The sequence below is a fragment of the Enterococcus cecorum genome, assembly GCF_052119425.1.
GTDB lineage: Bacteria > Bacillota > Bacilli > Lactobacillales > Enterococcaceae > Enterococcus_E > Enterococcus_E cecorum_C.
Genome location: NZ_JBQKFH010000007.1, coordinates 55127 through 75019, shown reverse-complemented (window position 1 = coordinate 75019; position 19893 = coordinate 55127). Strand labels below are relative to the sequence as shown.

The window sequence follows — 19893 nt, the reverse complement described above, 5'->3', positions numbered from 1 at the left end:
AGCTAAGTATGCATTAACAACTTTCTTTTTTAGTTCATAACTGTATTTAGCCATAAAAATACCGACCTCCAATTGTTAGATTTTATGGTCTAACTTTTGGGGGTCGGTACATATTGAGCTATCTCTTTTATTATTGAACAAATTCAGCATTATGCTGCAGCTTGTTCTTCTTTGTATAATTTATTGTCATAGAATTTAATGAATGGGAAGTATACTAAGAAGGCTGCGATACCACAAATAAATGATACGACTAGCGCTTTCCAGTCACCACCTGATCCAATAAATGCACCGATACCAATTGGTGTTGGCCATGGCACTTGCGCAATTGGAGGAGCAATCATTTGTAATTTAATTGCAAAATAACCAATTGTAGCAGCTGTCATTGGTGCTAAGAAGAATGGAATAGCAACAAATGGGTTATAGACTACTGGCAAACCGAAAATAATTGGTTCGTTAATATTAAAGAATGAAGGAACTAATGCCGCTTTACCTAACGCACCTAATTGAGCTGATTTTGCAAAGAATGCGATAAAAATACATAATCCTAAAGTAGAACCAGAACCACCCATTACAACGAATGAGTTTTGGAATTCACCAGCAAACGGAATGTGTGCACCTGCTTGGTTTGCTTCCATATTTGATAAAACAATTGGAGTTAATAGTCCACTTACGATATTTGCACCATGTATCCCTACAATCCATAAAGCATGGATAATAAAGTAAATAACCATTACTCCAATCCAAGTGTTGGTTAAATTAACAACAAATCCAAATGGAATGGCTACTAATTTGAATACATCTGTTTGGAAGAAGACTAAAATTCCTTCAATGAGTATCATCGCAAAAGCAATAAAGAATGTTGGAATCAAAGCGGTAAATGAACGAGAAACCCCTGCTGGAACGGTATCAGGCATTTTTACAATGATATTACGTTTGACACAGAATACATAAATTTTAACAGCAATAATACCCACGATAATTCCTGTAAAGATACCTGTTGAACCTAAGCGAGAAATTGTATTTCCCATTGTTACCCCGTTAATGGTGAAGGCTCCATTCTTTTCATCGACAATTTGTAATAGAGTCATCGTACCATCTTTGAAAACCAATTCTGGAATACACATAAAGAATGCAAACATCGCTAGTAAAGCCCCTGTCAATGGGTTTACATCGATTTTTTCTTCATCATGATGAATCTTAGTATATTCATAGGCGAAAACAATACAAAAATATAATGCCAATATACCCATAGTTGCGGTATTGGCAACCATGTATAGCGAACTTACTTTGAAGAATGTTGCTTCAAAAAATCCACGTAAAAATTCCATTGTATCAGGTAAAATATTCAATACTAAGAACATCGATCCGACAATTGTAAATGGAATAGACGCCATCCCAGCGGCCATCACACCACGTACAATACGCCACTGACTCATCTTACCCATAGGACCCATTAAGTACTTTTCTAAAAATGCAAAAGCCTTGTTGTTTTCCATAAAAAAATCCCCTTTGTAATTTTTATTTTAAAGTTGCTTCATATTCTTTGATGATAGTTAACGCACGATCTTTATTTTGTTCAATCGCATGGATTCTTTTTTCTAAAATGACACAGCCAGCTAATCCTAAACCAAGCCATAAAATCATCGGTAGCATACCTTTTGCAGACATAAATGGAAATAGTTGGTCAGAAAAAGGCGTCAAATAGCTTAAAATCCCCACAAGATTGACTAAACCTTGAGCGTAATAATAATATTTTGCAAAGGGTAGTCGACTTTCCTTGTGCCAATATTTTTTCACTTGTTCAATTACCACCAAAATCCCTACTAAAAATAGCGTGATTGGTATAATGGCTGTCATTTGATGATAACCAATTAGTAAAAACGCCCAATGCATGTTACTGAAGAAGTAAGCAGCCGTCATGTAGCGAATGAGCAAATAACGATTGAAATACATGGTGTTCAAGCTCGTTTCCTGTCTTCTTTGTTTTAAAGCAATCTTTTCTTGATTAACCATTCTCATACTCCTCCAGTAGCATTTATCATTGTTTACTTCACTAAAAATAGAAGCAACTTAAAACCTAAAATAAATTTTCGCCATTTGAAGCAATGACTTCTTTATACCAGTTGAAAGATAATTTAGGTGAACGCGCATAAGTACCGTTACCTTCATCGTCTTTATCTACATAAATAAAACCATAACGTTTACGCATTTCTCCTGTACCGGCTGACACTAAATCGATACAGCCCCAAGGAGTGTACCCCATCAAATCAACACCATCTTCATCCACGGCTTTGATCATTTCTTTAATATGGGCACCTAAATATTCAATACGATAATCATCATGCACCATACCATCTTCTTCGACCTTATCAATCGCACCAAAACCATTTTCAACAATGAATAATGGCAAATGATACATATCCGTAAACCAATTCAAGCTGTAACGTAAGCCTTGTGGATCAATTTGCCAATCCCATTCACTCGCTTTGACATATGGATTTTTCACTAAGTCTTCTGTTTCAAGGTAGTCAAAGTGTGGGTTATTTTTGCGATGACTATCAATCGCAAAGGACATATAATAACTAAATCCGATATAATCAACCGTACCTTCACGTAAGATTTGTTCATCTTCTTTAGTGAAGTCGACCTTGATACCTTTACGTTCCCAGTATTTCAAAATATGATTTGGATAGAAACCATGGACATGAACATCAGCGAAGTAATAACGTTTTTCCATCGCTTTTTGCGCCATCAAGATATCAGCTGGTTTACATGTAGCTGGATAAATCGGACACATCGCAATCATACAACCGATTTCAAAATTAGGGTTGATTGCTTTACCGGCTTTGACTGCTAATGCGGAGGCCACTAATTCATAGTGTGCGGCTTGATACATAATCGCTTCACGGTCATCGCCTTCTTTATAGACAATCCCTGAGTTGGTAAATGGGGCGAAGTCTTCTTGATAATTTGCTTGGTTATTGATTTCATTAAAAGTCATCCAATATTTCACTTTATCTTTATAGCGTTCAAAACAAACCGTTGCAAAACGAACAAAGAAATCAATGGTCTTGCGGTTTGTAAAGCCACCATATTCTTTGACTAAATGGAATGGCAACTCAAAGTGAGATAAAGTGACGACTGGTTCGATGCCGTGTTTTAAGCATTCATCAAACAAATCATCATAAAATTGTAGACCCGCTTCATTTGGCTCTAACTCATCGCCTTTTGGAAAAATACGTGTCCAAGCAATCGAAGTACGGAAACACTTGAAGCCCATTTCTGCAAATAAGGCGATATCTTCTTTATAGTGATGATAAAAATCAATCGCTTCATGGTTTGGATAATATTTACCTGGTAAGACGCCATCCGTAATTTCACGTGGTACTCCATGACGACCCGCAGTCATCACATCGGCGACACTCATTCCCTTTCCGCCTTCTTGCCAAGCGCCTTCTAATTGATGGGCAGCCACCGCACCGCCCCATAAAAAATTTTCTGGTAATTTTGTCATTGCGATTCGCTCCTTAAGCACTTTTTGTAAAACGCTTTCTCATTACACCCATAAGTTTAATTGATTGGTACAAATTAGTCAAGTGCTAATCAATTAAAAATATTATTTTTCTAAAACAATATTCAATCAAGTGTTTATCCTTAGACTTTACATAATGTATTTTATAATATAAAAAAACAGTTTTCGTTATTTAGAGGGTTAAAAATAAAATTCACAACACCCAGTACAAAAAAAGAAGCCTCTATTGAAAGAAGCTTCCGGAATGGTTTTATTTGCGTTTGAGTTTAAATTTTGTCCATGGTTGAATAAATGGTAGTAAAATTTGCTCTTCTTTGGCGATTTGGCCGACTTTATTTTTACGAGAATCTTCGTGCGCGGTCAAGACAATCTGTAATTCATTCTTGTAACGATCAAAGTCATCATTGCCAATCACGACATCCCCATAAGCAAAAGGCGCTTGATGGTCATGTGCAGGATTAGCCACATCTTTGTAAATGACACGTGGTTGAGAAGAACGGACCGCAAATTCATTGATGTCTCCGCGTCGTACGTGTTGCGGATAATCGGGAGTTTTACAGTTGAATTGAAATATTTTCGCTCTATGCCTTGGTATAAAGCTATTTTTTTGTCAAATTTTTTCAATTTTATAGATACGAGAGAGCCTGCAATCTCTCCCGTATCTACATCGCTTTAGCTTATTGACAAAGTTTGCGAACGACTTCATCCTTGATTTCGATATTTGCTTCTTCCAATTCTTTAATCTTGTCTGCAAATTGTGGTAAATATTTTTTATGTGCTAAAAGTAGTTCATCTAGCACTCGTTTGGCAGTCTTTCCTGATGGGACTAGTGGATTAATTGTAAAGGCTTGTAAGGCAGTTCCATAATCACCTGTTACGGCAGCCTCAATCGTTAATAGCTCCATCGCCTTCATCACTTGCAACCAGCCTCTTTCTGCTGTTGGTAATGAGCCAAACGCAACATTTCTAGCTCCTTGGGCACCAACGTAAGCAGTCACTTCAACCGCACAATCCGCAGGTAAATCCGGAACAGCGCCATCATTTAAGGTAGAAACCACGATTTCTGTATTCTTATTAGCATATATAGAGGCAATCGTTTCACATGCTGCATCAGAATAATAAGCACCGCCACGTTCTTCTAGTTGTTTTGGTTTATAATTTAATTGTGGATCTTTGTATAATTCAAATAATTCATGTTCTAATTGTTTGACTTGTTCAGCACGCGTTCCAATCGTACGGTATTCTTCTAAACCATGGGCTAACATTTCTTCATAACGATAATAGTAACGATGATAACCACACGGAATCATTTTCATTTGCTCTAATTGTTCTAACTCAAATGGCACATCAAAAATATTGCTAGGTAACCCACTATTTTTTTCGATTAAACGATGAATCAACTCAAGGGTAATATCTTCTCCTTGCTTGTTCGCTACTTTATGCCAATGGAAATGGTTCACTCCGGCAAATTTATAGATTAAATCTTCCGGCTGTACTCCTAAGACTTCTGATTCACCCATCTTAGCAGTTACTGGTACATTACATAACCCGATGACTTTTTTCCATTTACCATATCTTAAAACGGCTTCCGTAACCATACCACTTGGATTAGCAAAATTAATTAACCAAGCATTTGGGCATAAACGTTTCATATCTTCTACGATTTCTAAAATGACTGGAATCGTACGAAAAGCTTTGAACATGCCACCTGCACCATTGGTTTCTTGGCCAAGCATGCCATAAGAGAAAGGAATACGTTCATCTTTAATTCTAGCATTTAATTGACCCACTCGAAATTGTGTCGTCACGAAATCAGCGTCTTTTAAGGCTTCTTCGCGATTTAAAGTCGTATACACTTTGACATCATAAGGAGAAGCATCCCACATTCTTTGTGCCATTGCGCCCACGATTTCTTGTTTTTCACGGCCTTCTTCCACATCCACTAACCAGATTTCTTTGATAGGCAATTCTTCATAACGTTTGATAAAACCTTCCATTAATTCTGGGGTATAACTACTACCTCCACCAATTGTTGCTATTTTGATTTTCTTCATTGTGCTACCTCCATTTCTTTTTTTCAAGTTCAGTCTATCTCTCCTTAGTGTTTTGTTAAAGCGAATTCATAGATTTTCGTCTAACATTTACAAAACATACGCAGAATAATAGTGTTTTTTGTAAATAAAATTCACAACACCCAGTACAAAAAAAGAAGCCTCTATTGAAAGAAGCTTCCGGAATGGTTTTATTTGCGTTTGAGTTTAAATTTTGTCCATGGTTGAATAAATGGTAGTAAAATTTGCTCTTCTTTGGCGATTTGGCCGACTTTATTTTTACGAGAATCTTCGTGCGCGGTCAAGACAATCTGTAATTCATTCTTGTAACGATCGAAGTCATCATTGCCAATCACGACATCCCCATAAGCAAAAGGTACTTGATGATCATGTGCAGGATTAGCCACATCTTTGTAAATGACCCGTGGTTGAGAAGAACGGACCGCAAATTCATTGATGTCTCCGCGTCGCACGTGTTGCGGATAATCAATAATTTTTTCTTCAACTGGTGAGATGTCCGCTACTGTTTCAACTGTCAATTCGATTTGATAACGATTGACTTGTGATAAGGCCACTAATTCTTCCTCACTCGCATAAGCATTGCCGATAATCACCACATCGATTAAATCAGTTGCAAATAAATGTTTGGCTTGGACGTCAATCGGTAAATCCCGGTGCATTTCTAAAGTAGGTAGGCCATCATTGACATTCCAAGGGCCTAGATTGCCAACATGACTAGAAACAAACGCTGCGGTCTTAATGCCTTGCGCTTTATAATGACGCGAACAATCGATAAAGAAATCATAACCTAAGCCGGTATTGCGTTGCGGATAGAAGTTATGACAACCGTAAATAAATGGGCGATTGGCTTGATAAGAAAGCATATTTTCCAGTTGTAGAACATTATTGCTCATATTTAATTCGATATTTAATTGGTATGGATTATACGTCAACATCGCCTCGGTAGCGCTATCAAAACTTTCATCTAAACGGACAATATCTGCGCCTAGTTCCGCAAAAAAGCCTAAATCCTGATAAGATATACCAAGCTGAGAGAAAATCGCCGGTGAAACATCCAAGCTCACTTCAAAGCCTAACTCTTTGGCATAATGGATAATCGATTGGAACTTCGCCTTGACTGCTTCTTTGCCTTCGCTGACTTCTAGCATGCTCATAAATAGCCGCGTAAAACCTAATTCAGCCGCGCGTTTCAGATATTGGCGGTCTTTTTGGGCATCACTGTGATCTGGATAGAGAGAAACTCCTAATTCGCGTTTCAAAATCATACCTCCTAACAAAAAAGGGGACTTATAAACTTGCCCCCTTTTGATGATTTTATTCTGCTAATTTGGCTTTAATTTCAGCTAATTCTTGATGGATAGCCACCACTTCACCAGCTAAATCTTTGAAAGTAATCGCATTCATTAAATGGTCTTGTGAATGGACTGTTAATAAATGCACTTCTACTGGATGACCAGCTGCTTCTTGAGCTAGCATTTCTGTTTGGGAATTATGTGCTTCTACTAAAGCTTCATCAGCTTCTTTTAGCTTTTCTTGTGCTTCGTCAAATTTGCCTTCTTTTGCTGCATAAATCGCTTCAAATGCTAAACTTTTGGCATTCCCACCATTGATAATTAGCCCCATGGTTGCCATTAATTGTTCTTGGTCACGTTGTTCTTTTGTTTTTTCCTCTGCCATTTTATCCCTCTTTACCTAATTATTTACCCATTAATTCATAGGCTTGAGTAACGACTGCAGCACCGTCCATCATACCGTATGCACGCATATCGATGACTGCTAAAGGAATATCTGCGCCATTGTTACGGCCAGCTAATTTTTTCTTGAAGTCGTTTTGCATGTAACGAACTTGTGGGCCTAATAATACCACGTCAATTTTCTTTGAATCTAATTCATGATCCGCTTCACTTGCTGAAACGGCAAAAATTTCTGCGTCTTTACCTTGTTTTTCGGCAGCTTCTTTCATTTTTGTCACTAATAAACTTGTAGACATCCCTGCTGCACAACATAACATAATTGTTTCTTTTGCCATAATAATTCCTCCTACGCACATCTTTTTTTAAGATGCAAACGTTTTCTAATTACACCATAGTTATAACATATTGGTACAAATTTTTCAAGTAGGAACAAATAAAAATATTCACACATGATTTCAAAAAAAATCAGCTACCTACTCTTTACCCAGATAGCTAGCTGATTTTCCTACTTATTAAATTTCCACTTAGAACTTGAAGATTTTCTTGAATACTTTGCGAATGGTTTGTTTCGCACTGCCAAAACGAAAACTCCCTTGAATTTCGATGCTGTATTTCTTTTGTTGATTTGCTTTTGCCTCGCTTTACTATACTTCTATAAAATCATTATACTCTCTTTTTGACCCTGATATCGACATCTACTTTGCTTTTCGTTTACTTTTCATTGCAACTTCTTGCATTCATCGCTATAATGAATTGACTAAATAAAAAAGTGAGGGAATGCCTTGTTAACAGTAAGTGATGTTAGTTTACATTTTTCAGATCGCAAATTGTTTGATGAAGTGAATATTAAGTTTACCCCGGGGAATTGCTACGGTTTAATCGGTGCGAATGGCGCGGGGAAATCTACCTTTTTAAAAATTTTAGCAGGTGAGTTACAACCTTCAACTGGTGTGGTAACGCTTGGGCCAGATGAACGTCTTGCCGTCTTGAAGCAAAACCACTTTGACTACGAAGAATATCCAGTGATTGAAACAGTCATCATGGGGCACAAACGTCTCTATGACATTATGAAGGAAAAAGATGCCATTTATATGAAGCCTGATTTTTCTGATGAAGATGGGATTCGCGCGGCAGAATTGGAAGGCGAATTTGCCGAACTAAATGGTTGGGAAGCTGAAATGGAAGCAGCTGTATTATTGCAAGGGTTGAATATCCCAGATGAACTGCACCATGTAACGATGAGTGAACTAGCGGCTGGGCAAAAAGTGAAAGTCCTCTTGGCTCAAGCGCTATTTGGAAAGCCTGACGTGTTACTATTAGACGAACCGACCAACGGCTTAGATATCCAGTCGATTAGTTGGTTAGAGGAATTTTTGATTAACTTCGAAAATACCGTCATTGTCGTTTCCCATGACCGTCATTTCTTAAATAAAGTCTGCACCCACATGGCGGACCTTGATTTTGGCAAGATTAAGCTATATGTTGGGAACTATGATTTCTGGTTAGAATCTAGCCAATTAGCTGCCAAATTACAAGCCCAACAAAATGCCAAAAAAGAAGAACAAATCAAGGAATTGCAAGAATTTATCGCGCGTTTCAGTGCTAATGCGTCAAAATCAAAACAAGCGACTTCTAGAAAGAAAATGTTGGAAAAAATCACCTTAGAAGATATCCAACCTTCTTCTCGCCGCTATCCTTTCGTTGGCTTTAAACCAGAGCGCGAAATCGGCAATGACTTATTACAAGTGGATAATGTGAGTGTCACTATCGATGGCAAGAAAATTTTAGATAACATTAGCTTTACCCTTAATAAGGATGATAAAGTCGCGTTTATTGCCAATAATGATATCACCACCACCACACTATTTAAGGTAATTATGGGTGAAATCACGCCTGATACGGGTTCTGTGCGTTGGGGTGTGACAACTAGCCAAGCATATTTACCAAAAGATACCACCAAAGAATTCGATAACGAGTTAACCATTGTCGATTGGTTGCGTCAATATGCCAGCAAGGAAGAAGATGACAATACCTTCTTGCGTAGTTTCCTAGGGCGGATGTTATTCTCTGGGGATGAAGTCTTAAAACCAGTCAATGTCTTATCCGGGGGCGAAAAAGTGCGCTGTATGCTTTCGAAGTTGATGTTATCTAAAGCCAATGTTCTCGTGCTAGATGATCCAACCAACCACCTAGATTTAGAGTCCATTACAGCATTAAACGATGGCTTGATGAGTTTTACTGGTTCACTGCTATTTGCTTCTCATGACCATCAATTCATCCAAACCTTGGCCAACCGGATCATCGTCGTCTCTGATAAAGGGGTAGTCGATCGTGCGGAAACAACCTTTGATGAATTTTTAGAAAATGAAACCGTCCAAGCCCAAGTCAAAGAAATGCTCGGACGCAATATTTAATATACTTTAAGCTGGTAAGTCGTTTACCAGCTTTTTTGACGTTTTATAGTCGGTTCACCTCTGATTCGTACTTTTTTTACAACTTTCTCTTAGTTACTTCAAACTTTCTTCACATCCATCGCTTATTATAAAAGCATCCCAAACAAACAACCCTAATATTAAACACTTTTTCATTTTCAAACTCCTTTTTTTAAGCTCCGTCAGTATGTTTCTGGCGGAGTTTGTTTTTTGCAAAATATCTTCCTTCCTATTAATAAATGTAGAATTCATCCGATATAAGTTTTGAATTTAATATTTTATGAACAAATCCTAAATGGGAGTGTATTACATGAAAGCGAAAAGAAGTATTAAGGTCAAAATTTTGGTACCTATCAGTTTATTAGTTACCTTCATTTGCATCGGGATTGGCTGGGTCTCCTACCATCAATTACAAAAAAATATGATTCAGATGGGGATTGAAGAAGCTCGTTTGGCAGCAAATAATGTTAGTAAAGTGATTGATGCCAAACAATTACAAAATATCCAAAAAGGGGATGAACATACCGCTGAGTATCAAAATATTCTAAAACTCATGCGGAATATGAAAGAAAATAGTGGAATTAAATATCTTTATACGCTGACAACTGACCACAACAAGGTCTATTACGGTATAGATACAGATAATACGAGTAATCGGGCAAAAATTGGGGATGAATTTGATGAGAACTACGCCTATCTAACCCCTGCCTTTAGTGGACAAATTCAAAGCAGTCCTACCATCAAGCATAGTGAAGATGGAGACTTAATCACTGTCTATCAGCCAATTGAAGATAATGGAAAAGTTGTAGCACTTATAGGCTGTGATTACGATGCAGCTTCCTTAGTTAGAAAATTACGCAACTTACTCATTCAAACCATTTTATTTACCTTATTCAGTACGGTATTAGCGATTCTTATTTTGCTATTCGTAGTGAACCTAGTAACCAAAAATTTGAAAACCATTAATGAAAAAATTTATGATTTAGTGCATAACGAAGGTGATTTAACACAGCATCTAACCGTTACTAGTAATGATGAACTAGCCGAAATCGCGGAAAATATCAATCATCTACTAAAATATATGCACAATATCATGAGTAATATTCACCACAATACGAATCAACTCGAAAACTCTATCATCACTGTGCAACAATCGGTTAATACTGTGAATGAACATACAGAAGACATTTCCTCAACAATGGAAGAAATGAGTGCTTCGATGCAAGAAACCTCTGCTTCCATGAGTGAGATGGATCATTCTATTCAAAGTGTCTATGAAATCGTAAAACAAACCGCGCAAAATGCAGATTTAGAAAAACAAAAGAGCCAAGAAGTTGCGCTTAAAGCTAGTGAAATCTATCAAAATGCAGAAACAAAGCATCAGCAAGCGCAAGAACTAGCTGAAAGATTGATTACGGCTGTTCATCAAAAAATTGAGGACTCACAATCGGTAACAAAAATCGAAATGTTGACCAATAACATTATCGACATTACAAAACAAACCAACTTATTAGCACTCAATGCAAGTATTGAAGCCGCTCGTTCCGGAGAAGCAGGCAAAGGATTTGCTGTCGTAGCTGATCAAATTGGACAACTAGCTAAAACCTCGGCTAATACAGCTAATGACATTCAACAAATTACCTCCGAAGTGCTCCAAGCTGTCAATGATTTAGCACAAGAAGCAGAAAAAATGCTCACTTTTATTCAAGAACACGCAATGGATGGCTATCAGCAATTAATGCTCACTAGCACACAGTACAAGGACTCTGTTGAAAATGTTCAAGAAATCATGATACAATTCGCAACAGATAGCCAAAATCTTAATCAGTTAATGAATGAAATTAAGCACGCCGTTGAATCTGTAAGAATTGCTAGCGAAGAAAGTGCTGAAGGAATTGTAAATGTAACGGAATCTATGATGGAAACTTCTAATAACATGCATCAAATCACTAAAGAAGTAGCAAACAATCAAAAAGTTGCCCATCAATTAGGACAAGAAGTAGCTAAATTTAGATTATAATTGATGCAGCTAACGGTAGGTATACTTATCGTTAGCTTTTTCCTTTTTTTACAACTTTCTCTTAGTTACTTCAAACTTTCTTCACATCCATCGCTTATCATAAAAGCATCCCAAACAAACAACCCTAATATGAAACACTTTTTCATTTTCAAACTCCTTTTTTTAAGCTCCGTCAGTATGTTTCTGGCGGAGTTTGTTTTATTTACAGAGAAATCCCTATCCTATTTAGTTACATCTTAGGCTTTTGCTTTTTTTCAAACTGTGCTATCTTGAATGGAGAATATGTTAGAAATGAGGCTTTATTTTGTGAAAACCAGTCGGAATTATCTGAGTTTTGTTGTTGCTTATTTATTTTATTATTTCTCGTTTGCAATTTTTTCTTGCTTGATTGCTGTGTATTTAATGGATAAAGGGTATTCGGCGAGTGAGACTTCGCTAGTGGTTTCGGGTTCTTTTTTGAGTTCGATGATTGCCCAGCCGATTATTGGTTCGTTAAGTGATAGCTTTTCCTTAAAATCGGTCAATAGCGTCACCTTTTTCTTGGCAGCAGTTGGCGGATTGTGTTTTGCTTATGCCGACACACTGTGGGAATTGATATTGGGCTATAGTTTGGTCTTGGCACTGATTAATGGCAGTAATCCTGTTTTGGAAAAATTCGCCACCATCAGTCCTTTCAAATACGGTTCAATTCGAGTTTGGGGAACAATTGGCTATGCACTGGGCTCGCAGGCGGCAGGTCTAGTCTATGATTGGATTAGTCCGCGCGCAATTTTCTTTATTTTTGTGATAACCATGCTGATTTCTATCGGGGGACTGTCTCTCACTCATCCAGATGACCGCAAGCAGGCTGCTCTGGAAAAGGCCAAGCAAACGGAAGAAAATCATGAGAACAGTCACTTTTTATCGTTATTTAAAAACCGCTTATTTGTACAGTATCTGTTCATTAGTGCGATATTTTATAGCTTGATGAATATGGCTAACACCTATATTCCAGCCATGTTTCAAGCACGGGGACTAGCCATTCATACAGTGTCTAATATTTTATTTTGGGCGGTTCTGTGTGAAGTGCCGGTAGTCTTTTTCTCTTATTTATTTATGGACCGTTTCAGCAATAAAGTTCTCTTAATCGTGCCCACTTGTATTGTTTTGGCGCAATTTTTAAGTTTCGGGCTAAATCTCTACTTGCCGATTCAAATTTTTTGGACTTTTCTTGCCAAACATCCCGCGGGTATGGTCGTGGTGATGATGAACTTAAAAGTGGTCGCTACCTTGATTCCGGCCAAACACCAAATGACGGCACTGGCTTTGATTCAAACCGTGCGCAACCTGGCTTCTATTTTTGCCCAAACGATTTTTGGCGTGATTTTAGAACATAGTAATTATCAGGTGATGTTTTCACTTGCAGCCTTAACTTTGAGTGTAGCTTTGGTATTGCTCATCTTTTACAAAATTCCCAAGCGTCCAAAAGAAAACATCTTTTCATAATCGCTACTCCGATGAAGTCTGGTGCTTTGTCGGAGTTTGTTTGCCACATACAACACTTTTTTAGGCGAAGTGAATCCACCTATCCTTTGGCGCGCAAGGATTACAGTGGTTTTTGGAACGTGCAACTGTCAAACTTTTTTATCACTTATCTCTTTTTATTTACAACACGCCCTGTACGTACTATAATTAATTTAACTGGAGGTGGTATTTTATATGCCAATGACAGTTAGAGAAGCTGTTCAGCTACTTATCACGGCAGGATTTGTTGAGGTAAAAGGTGGGAAAGGCTCGCATAGAAAATTTGAAAAAGCAAATGTAAGACCTGTAATCCTTCCTAGTCACGGCAAAGAACTCTCCCGGATAGTAGAGAAAACAGTACGTAAGGCAGTGGAAAATTAGTCCGCTGTCTTACACAAATAAATAAATGGAGGAAAATGTGATGATTAAAGTATACTCTGCAGTTTTTGAACAAGATCCTGTTGGCTATGGAATCTATTTTCCTGATATTGAGGGCGCAGTAACCCAAGGAACAACAATAGAAGAAGGAATCGATAATGCTTCAGACGCTTTAGGAATGATGTTGGCAGACTTAATTGAAAATGAAATTCCTTTACCTCAACCAACAAATATAAATGAGATTAAAATTGATGAAAATACCCAATTTAAAACATTAATTAGTGTTGATTTAGCTGATTACTTAAAAGAAACTAAACTTGATAAAAAAACTGTCAAAATCCCTCATTGGTTAAATGTACGGGCGATTAAAGCAAATGTTAATTTTTCAAAAACCCTATCTGATGCTTTGATTGAAAAATTAGGGGTTTAAAAAGAATAACTTGCGGATAATTGAAACGATTATATTCGTGATTATCCGCTATTTTTATCTCATTTTTGATTACCACATACAACACTTTTTTAGGCGAAGTGAATCCACCTATCCGTTGGTGTGCAAGGTTTACAGCGATTTTTGGAACTTGCAACTGTCAAAGAATTTACAGTCCTCTCCACTCTATACGATAGATTATTGAGAAACGATAAAAAATCAGCCATTAGCACAAATGACTGATTGGTAAGTTGTATTATGATAACAAAGCTTGGGCTAAATTCCTACCAAAATCTTTCCCACTTTCGTAAATCGTCGCAAAAAGCGTTGGATAAATGGCTAAAAACAATATGAAAATAAGCACTCCCACAGCCACAAGTCCATAATATTTCAATTGAAAAAAATTATTTCACTCTGATTAAAGTAATAGAGTAGGGTGAGTTCTTATGCCCCACTCTCTCATTGAACCATACTTGGCACACAAAAAAGCATTATAGTCAATGGCTATCAGTTGACTATAATGCTTTTTACTATTTTTCAAATATAATGAGTGGTTCGTTTTCTGAATTTATTTTTACTTTACTAATTTTAATGACTTCATGTGAATGACTGAAAGCTTTAGATTGTCTTTTTTGATTGGAAGTATTTAATGCTAACAGTGATTGTGGTTGATAATTATTTGGAGTTTCAACGCAAGTTAGAGCAATAATCAATTTACCGGAACGAATTGCTTTATTAAATTGAAGATTGTAAAAAGAGCCTTTATCACAAATCCTAACACCAGGAGAAGTTAATAAATGCATTAGAGAAATTACTCCTAGCTTTTGGTTGGTAGATCCATCGTTTTTAGGATAAATATCCTTTAAAGATATCCGATTATTTTTAAGTGCACGATAGAATTGCGTAGCTCTTGTTTTATAGGTTACTCCACATAAATGCATAAAATTTTTTGCAGTAAAAGATATCCTTAACTTTAATAATTTGTTAGATTTTCTATGTCTATATGTATATGTAAATTCATAATCGTTAAAGTCTCTTTCATAGATTAGAAAAGCTTCTTTTATAATATTGAATTGTTTTTGATTAATCATGTATTCTCCAAATTTATAGAAAAAAAGAGCCATAAAGGCTCTCAAAAACAGAATAATCAGGTTTTTCCGTTGCTCGCCAACTATTGGCCCAAAGTCCAATATTACTATCGAGTTTTTCCGTTGCTCGCCAACTATTGATCCAAAGTTCAATATTACTATCGAGTTTTTACAATGCCTGTCATTGAGATATAGCTCCTACATCCATGTTCATGATACCACAATTAGCTTTAAAATACAATATATAAACATACGTCGGACAGCGTAAACTTTTTGTTGGTTTGTTCATTTCAACCCTTATATATTAACTTCTACGACAAAATAATTTTAGCTTCCTTTATACGAACAAATTTTTATACCATTGTTTCGATTTTATATTTCATTGAGATTCTTGTGCTAGCAATACGTGTCTGGATGTTTTCAATATATTTGGCTTGAATATTATGTGCTTTAACAATTCGCCCATCTAGTTTTTCTTGCCTCAATTGTTTTGCTTTTTCCCTCTACTGATTAAATACGCAGAAAATCCTCAAAAGCGTGAAAAAACCTCCCAAATTTTGGAAGGCTTGTTCATTTATTTTTATCTTTTAAACATGCGCATACTTTTCAAATAGTCATTCTGTTTCACATACAACACTTTTTTAGGCGAAGTGAATCCATCTATCCTTTGGTGCGCAAGGTTTACAGCGGTTTTTGGAACTTGCAACTGTCAAAGAATTTACAGTCCTCTCTACTCTATACGATAGATTATTGAGAGACGATAAAAAATCAGCCATTAGCACAAATGACTGATTGGTAAGTTGTATTATGATAACAAAGCTTGGGCTAAATTCCTACCAAAATCTTTCCCACTTTCGTAAATCGTCGCAAAAAGCGTTGGATAAATGGCTAAAAACAATATGAAAATAAGCACTCCCACAGCCACAAGTCCATAATATTTCATTGGTTTTTCTTTTATATTCTTGAACATTCCATCTTTCTCCTTGTAAACACCATGTTATTCATTAATGTAACATAAAATAAACTGCTTTCCCAATCGCTTCACCTAGAAGGTATAACCCTGCTGCACAAAGTACAATTGTTGTAAAAGTCTCCCATAATTTTGGATTCTGATCTGATTCAAAGAAAAAAGTTTTTAATGAAATTTTGTTTGGTTTGTTCATATTCATTCTCCTCTTTATTATTTATCACTATTTTTTCAAAAGGTTCATCTGTTAAATTCACCTGTGCCATGAATACCCAACATTTATAAACAGCGGCTTTTATCCTTCCTTAACAAATAAAATAATCCCATAGAAGATAAGGATAGGGATCAATAGTAGCATCACTTTATCTATCAAAATCATATCATTGTAGACAAATGTTTTAGAGATGAATAACACAGTTAGTAAACTATAAACAAATAAATAGCGGTCAACTTTGCTCGCTCTTTTCTTTTGGTGTGACCATCGATGAATCATTATCCATTCCTCCTAAAAATTTCGCTTCTTGCTAACACGATTATGACATATTTTTGACGATCCGTGTTCAAACCTTCCTGAATGGCCCAAAATCATTCCTGGATGGTCTATTTTACCTGGAAGATATCCTTTTACACAGATAATAAATCAGATTTCCTGCTATAAAAACAATTCTTTAGAGATGCTCTTTTATGAATTGAAAAATAAATGATGCTATGAAAAAGAAAACAAAAACTTTCAAATAAGTACTAGGTTTCTTAAAATCCCAATTAAGTTTCATGACATTATTAAACAAATATTCCAAATTTAATCACGCTTCCTTTCTTTGTGAAGTATAAAATAAATCAGCAAACAAGATGAAGTAGTTAAAAATGTAAACAATAAGTAACTTTTGCTGATTGGATGATTCACTAATAAACTATACCCAATAAAAATTGGATGAAGAAATATATTTACCAATAGCAATATATTTACTAAATTTTTTCCATTCATTATTTGACATCCTCCACTTCCTATTCTTAATTCTCAATCATGCCCTGTACTTTCCTTATAGACAAGTAAAACAAAAAACAAAACCGAAGCTATATAAGCTACAGGAATGGAAAGCAACCAGTTTGGCGCATGAAAGATATTCAGATCATTTAATATCGATAAAATAAAATGACCTAGGCTACTTATAAACAAAATCATTTCTAGTAAATATTTGCGAATATTCATCCTAACTCCCCTTTCTTTTTAAAACTCATTAAACATTTGTAACTAATGGAAACACACATCAAATAATTCGTGCTACCTAGAACTCTCAAGTAAAGATACAATTCTTTCATCACTTAACCCATGTTGGCTTTACGTTTACCTTTAAGACTTCGATATATTAAGCAATCTCATCCACCATTTAGACTTGTATTCCATTTCTGTTCGTAGGCTTGTTGACTTTGCTACATGCTTTCTCCCCTAGATATTATTGCTGTCGGCTTGCGGTTCACTACACTTGCAGGTACTAAAGAGAAGTCGCATCATGCTTGCATAGTGCCTAAGTATCTAATTTTTGTTACTATTCTCCTTTATATTTTTTTAGTTTACCAAAAATGAGAATTGACATAGCATACCAGTTGATTGTCCATATAAGAAAATCAAGCAATAGACTAGAAAATGAATGAAACTTAATTATTGGAGACAAAATAATAAATGCCACTACATTCACTAAAAAATCTTTTATTATATATTTACAGTCTATTTTAATATTCATTTTTCGTTTCTCCACGTAATTTCAAAAAAATTTTACCTTAAGTTCATGATTAAATGTTATTTAAAGCTAAATGGACAATGATTGGACAACGAATATCTTTAGTAAAGTGATAAACGCTCGCTAATACCCATCCCATAATACTGTATAGTAATAACTCTATTCCAAAACTATATGTATGCACAAAACCAAATAGAAGACCAGATAAAAACACGCGCATGAATTTAGCTAACGGAGTATTTTGTGTAAAAAATAAATTCATAAAAATACCACGCCAAATAATTTCTTCTGTAATAGGAGCAAATAATCGCGTCTGAAAAGCTACTAAAATAGGTACTTTAGCCATTGCATCGTTTATCAATTCTTGGTTTGGTGTGGTATCGATTAATAGTCCATAAGAATGGTTAATTAATAGTGCTAAAAATGTAAATCCAATGGTGATAACTATTTTATTTTTAAGTGTAACCTCCAGTTCTGAATGTTTTGTTTTTTTATAAATAAGATAGGTTAGTATAAATAATAAAATTGCAAATATACTATCAATGATTAGCCATTTGAACTGTTGATTTGCTAATTCTTTTGCATTTAAATCAAAATATGTTTCGAAGCTCATAAAACTACAAAAAACAGTTAATATAATTAATAAAGACACTTTTTTATTCTTTCCAATATGATTCCTCTTTTCTTATATGTAAGAGCTACTATGTTTAGCAGCTCTTACATACTGTTTTATTTTTTTCTTAGTTTGACAATATCAATAGCAAGCCAACAATTCTCAGCTATCTAATTTTTATTTTATTTAATCCGTAAATAACTAGAAATCCCATCAATCCAAAGACATAATATTTTTCTGCTACAAATACTGTAATTATAGTGCAAAATACATAATAAAGACATACAATTAAAGGCTTATATTGAAACTTTTTTTCTGTTCTTATCATCTGTACTAAAACAACGATGGCAAACATTAAATATAATAAACCAAATAAGAATTTCATCTTAAACTACTCCAATTAATTTTTACAGTTATGGGGATTATATCAATTGATTTACCTAAGTGACTTAATTCAATGTTAAATTTTCATCGAAAAAGAAGTAAATATTGATATTGTTAAAGCTAATTATTTCTAATTTCTAGATTATATCAAAGAATTAGTCTATATAAATCTCATCAAATATATCATTGTTAAAGTCGCTATAGTTATTTTTCTCTTTTTTTTATCTTTTATAAAATAGCAGGTAGATAAAAGAGAAACTAAATAAATTAGAGCGATAAATAATTCTTTATATATAACATTCATAATCATAGTTCGTCTATTATACCTATACCAATTCCACATGCTCCGGAAATTAGTGCACCAGGAAGTCCTCCAAATAATCCTAGTGTAAATGAACCTGCTGCATAACCGGCCACATAACCCCAGTTAATCTTTCCACCAATAATTTGTTGTAATTCCATATTACTCAACTTGGTACTTTTGATTTGATTCATATTTATTATCTCCCCTTCGTTTTATTAGTTTCCTAACATACCGCCAATGCAGATTAAACTTCCAGCAATAGTTCCAACGTGAGCACCGACAAATGCTCCAGGTGCTGCAGTCCATCCGCCAGTAGCTAAGCCGAATGTTGCACCTGCGCCAATTCCTGTAAGCACACTTTTGCCAATATCTTTTAGACATTGTTTACTAGTATACCCTCCTGCAACTTTCTCCATTTGTTTTGTTGTTAAAATTTGATAATTTTTCATAATAAATTTCGCTAAAACATTTATCTCGTTGACAATCATATTATTACATAGCTATTGAGCGAGTGGGAAAATCGTTCTTAAACTGCTTAAAATCTTTCTTTTAAGAGATATCATTCTCTGAGTTTTTCATTCAAGAAGAGATTTATGGGCGTTCAGGAATACTTTTATGCAGTTTTTTGGGGGATTTAGAAGAAAATTGCCAAAATTTGCTTAAAAAAATTTTTTATAAAATCCTGTATTAGCTAATAAAATATAACTCCACTTTGAACAATTTTGTATGTTATCACTCAA

Annotated in this window: 21 protein-coding genes and 1 pseudogene; 5 read left to right on the top strand and 17 right to left on the bottom strand. The window is 35.4% G+C overall.

What is annotated here, in order from left to right; translation table 11 throughout:
* Positions 1 to 149: 149 nt before the first annotated feature.
* The 8 genes and pseudogenes from celB to ACTQZM_RS02910 form a co-directional block, all read right to left on the bottom strand.
* Positions 150 to 1496 carry a PTS cellobiose transporter subunit IIC gene (celB, locus tag ACTQZM_RS02945; RefSeq protein WP_243198023.1) on the bottom strand — a complete coding sequence of 449 codons (1347 nt, stop codon included), beginning with the start codon at positions 1494 to 1496 and terminating at the stop codon, positions 150 to 152.
* A 22-nt stretch (positions 1497 to 1518) separates the two neighbouring features.
* Entirely contained in the window at positions 1519 to 2013 is a 495-nt protein-coding gene (locus ACTQZM_RS02940) for a hypothetical protein (RefSeq protein ID WP_113842884.1), read from the bottom strand.
* A gap of 64 nt (positions 2014 to 2077) precedes the next feature.
* Positions 2078 to 3514 carry a 6-phospho-beta-glucosidase gene (locus ACTQZM_RS02935; protein ID WP_087403300.1) on the bottom strand — a complete coding sequence of 479 codons (1437 nt, stop codon included), beginning with the start codon at positions 3512 to 3514 and terminating at the stop codon, positions 2078 to 2080.
* A gap of 268 nt (positions 3515 to 3782) precedes the next feature.
* Positions 3783 to 4073: pseudogene (locus ACTQZM_RS02930) on the bottom strand (DUF871 domain-containing protein); the annotation flags it as partial.
* A 136-nt stretch (positions 4074 to 4209) separates the two neighbouring features.
* Positions 4210 to 5586, bottom strand: coding sequence for a 6-phospho-beta-glucosidase (locus ACTQZM_RS02925; RefSeq protein WP_047241750.1), 1377 nt, complete (start codon positions 5584 to 5586; stop codon positions 4210 to 4212).
* Between the two features lie 188 nt (positions 5587 to 5774).
* Entirely contained in the window at positions 5775 to 6863 is a 1089-nt protein-coding gene (locus ACTQZM_RS02920; protein ID WP_441652852.1) for a DUF871 domain-containing protein, read from the bottom strand.
* A 55-nt stretch (positions 6864 to 6918) separates the two neighbouring features.
* Complete coding sequence (locus ACTQZM_RS02915; RefSeq protein WP_016250438.1) at positions 6919 to 7281, bottom strand: PTS lactose/cellobiose transporter subunit IIA; 363 nt, start codon at positions 7279 to 7281, stop codon at positions 6919 to 6921.
* 19 nt (positions 7282 to 7300) lie between these two features.
* Positions 7301 to 7633: a PTS sugar transporter subunit IIB gene (locus ACTQZM_RS02910; RefSeq protein ID WP_016250439.1), complete on the bottom strand. Its 333-nt coding sequence runs from the start codon at positions 7631 to 7633 to the stop codon at positions 7301 to 7303.
* Positions 7634 to 8080: 447 nt separating this feature from the next.
* On the opposite strand from ACTQZM_RS02910, the gene ACTQZM_RS02905 reads away from it, so the two are divergent.
* From ACTQZM_RS02905 to ACTQZM_RS02885, 5 genes are all read left to right on the top strand, one after another.
* Positions 8081 to 9712 carry an ABC-F family ATP-binding cassette domain-containing protein gene (locus ACTQZM_RS02905; RefSeq protein ID WP_016250453.1) on the top strand — a complete coding sequence of 544 codons (1632 nt, stop codon included), beginning with the start codon at positions 8081 to 8083 and terminating at the stop codon, positions 9710 to 9712.
* A gap of 328 nt (positions 9713 to 10040) precedes the next feature.
* A complete protein-coding gene (locus ACTQZM_RS02900; protein ID WP_441652851.1) occupies positions 10041 to 11750 on the top strand; it encodes a methyl-accepting chemotaxis protein in 1710 nt (569 codons plus the stop codon).
* A 306-nt stretch (positions 11751 to 12056) separates the two neighbouring features.
* Positions 12057 to 13235, top strand: a complete 1179-nt coding sequence (locus ACTQZM_RS02895) for an MFS transporter (protein ID WP_441652850.1) — start codon at positions 12057 to 12059, stop codon at positions 13233 to 13235.
* A 213-nt stretch (positions 13236 to 13448) separates the two neighbouring features.
* Complete coding sequence (locus tag ACTQZM_RS02890) at positions 13449 to 13634, top strand: type II toxin-antitoxin system HicA family toxin (protein ID WP_441652849.1); 186 nt, start codon at positions 13449 to 13451, stop codon at positions 13632 to 13634.
* Between the two features lie 40 nt (positions 13635 to 13674).
* Entirely contained in the window at positions 13675 to 14061 is a 387-nt protein-coding gene (locus ACTQZM_RS02885) for a type II toxin-antitoxin system HicB family antitoxin (RefSeq protein ID WP_243199624.1), read from the top strand.
* Between the two features lie 527 nt (positions 14062 to 14588).
* Here ACTQZM_RS02885 and ACTQZM_RS02880 read toward each other — a convergent pair.
* The 9 genes from ACTQZM_RS02880 to ACTQZM_RS02840 all read right to left on the bottom strand — a co-directional run bounded on the left by ACTQZM_RS02880 (position 14589) and on the right by ACTQZM_RS02840 (position 19602).
* Positions 14589 to 15299, bottom strand: a complete 711-nt coding sequence (locus tag ACTQZM_RS02880) for a PBECR4 domain-containing protein (protein WP_441652848.1) — start codon at positions 15297 to 15299, stop codon at positions 14589 to 14591.
* A 200-nt stretch (positions 15300 to 15499) separates the two neighbouring features.
* Positions 15500 to 15631 (bottom strand): hypothetical protein, encoded by a 132-nt coding sequence (locus ACTQZM_RS02875; protein WP_441652847.1) that lies wholly within the window; start codon positions 15629 to 15631, stop codon positions 15500 to 15502.
* Between the two features lie 320 nt (positions 15632 to 15951).
* Positions 15952 to 16116, bottom strand: a complete 165-nt coding sequence (locus ACTQZM_RS02870) for a hypothetical protein (protein ID WP_248628845.1) — start codon at positions 16114 to 16116, stop codon at positions 15952 to 15954.
* A 34-nt stretch (positions 16117 to 16150) separates the two neighbouring features.
* Positions 16151 to 16309: a hypothetical protein gene (locus tag ACTQZM_RS02865; RefSeq protein WP_179205560.1), complete on the bottom strand. Its 159-nt coding sequence runs from the start codon at positions 16307 to 16309 to the stop codon at positions 16151 to 16153.
* A gap of 99 nt (positions 16310 to 16408) precedes the next feature.
* Complete coding sequence (locus ACTQZM_RS02860) at positions 16409 to 16606, bottom strand: hypothetical protein (RefSeq protein ID WP_300120371.1); 198 nt, start codon at positions 16604 to 16606, stop codon at positions 16409 to 16411.
* Positions 16607 to 17131: 525 nt separating this feature from the next.
* Complete coding sequence (locus ACTQZM_RS02855) at positions 17132 to 17323, bottom strand: hypothetical protein (RefSeq protein WP_441652846.1); 192 nt, start codon at positions 17321 to 17323, stop codon at positions 17132 to 17134.
* A 581-nt stretch (positions 17324 to 17904) separates the two neighbouring features.
* Positions 17905 to 18504, bottom strand: a complete 600-nt coding sequence (locus tag ACTQZM_RS02850) for a CPBP family intramembrane glutamic endopeptidase (protein ID WP_441652845.1) — start codon at positions 18502 to 18504, stop codon at positions 17905 to 17907.
* 651 nt (positions 18505 to 19155) lie between these two features.
* Positions 19156 to 19344 (bottom strand): class IIb bacteriocin, lactobin A/cerein 7B family, encoded by a 189-nt coding sequence (locus ACTQZM_RS02845; protein WP_441652844.1) that lies wholly within the window; start codon positions 19342 to 19344, stop codon positions 19156 to 19158.
* Between the two features lie 24 nt (positions 19345 to 19368).
* On the bottom strand, positions 19369 to 19602 hold the full coding sequence (locus ACTQZM_RS02840) for a Blp family class II bacteriocin (protein ID WP_441652843.1): 234 nt from the start codon (positions 19600 to 19602) through the stop codon (positions 19369 to 19371).
* Positions 19603 to 19893: the final 291 nt, after the last annotated feature.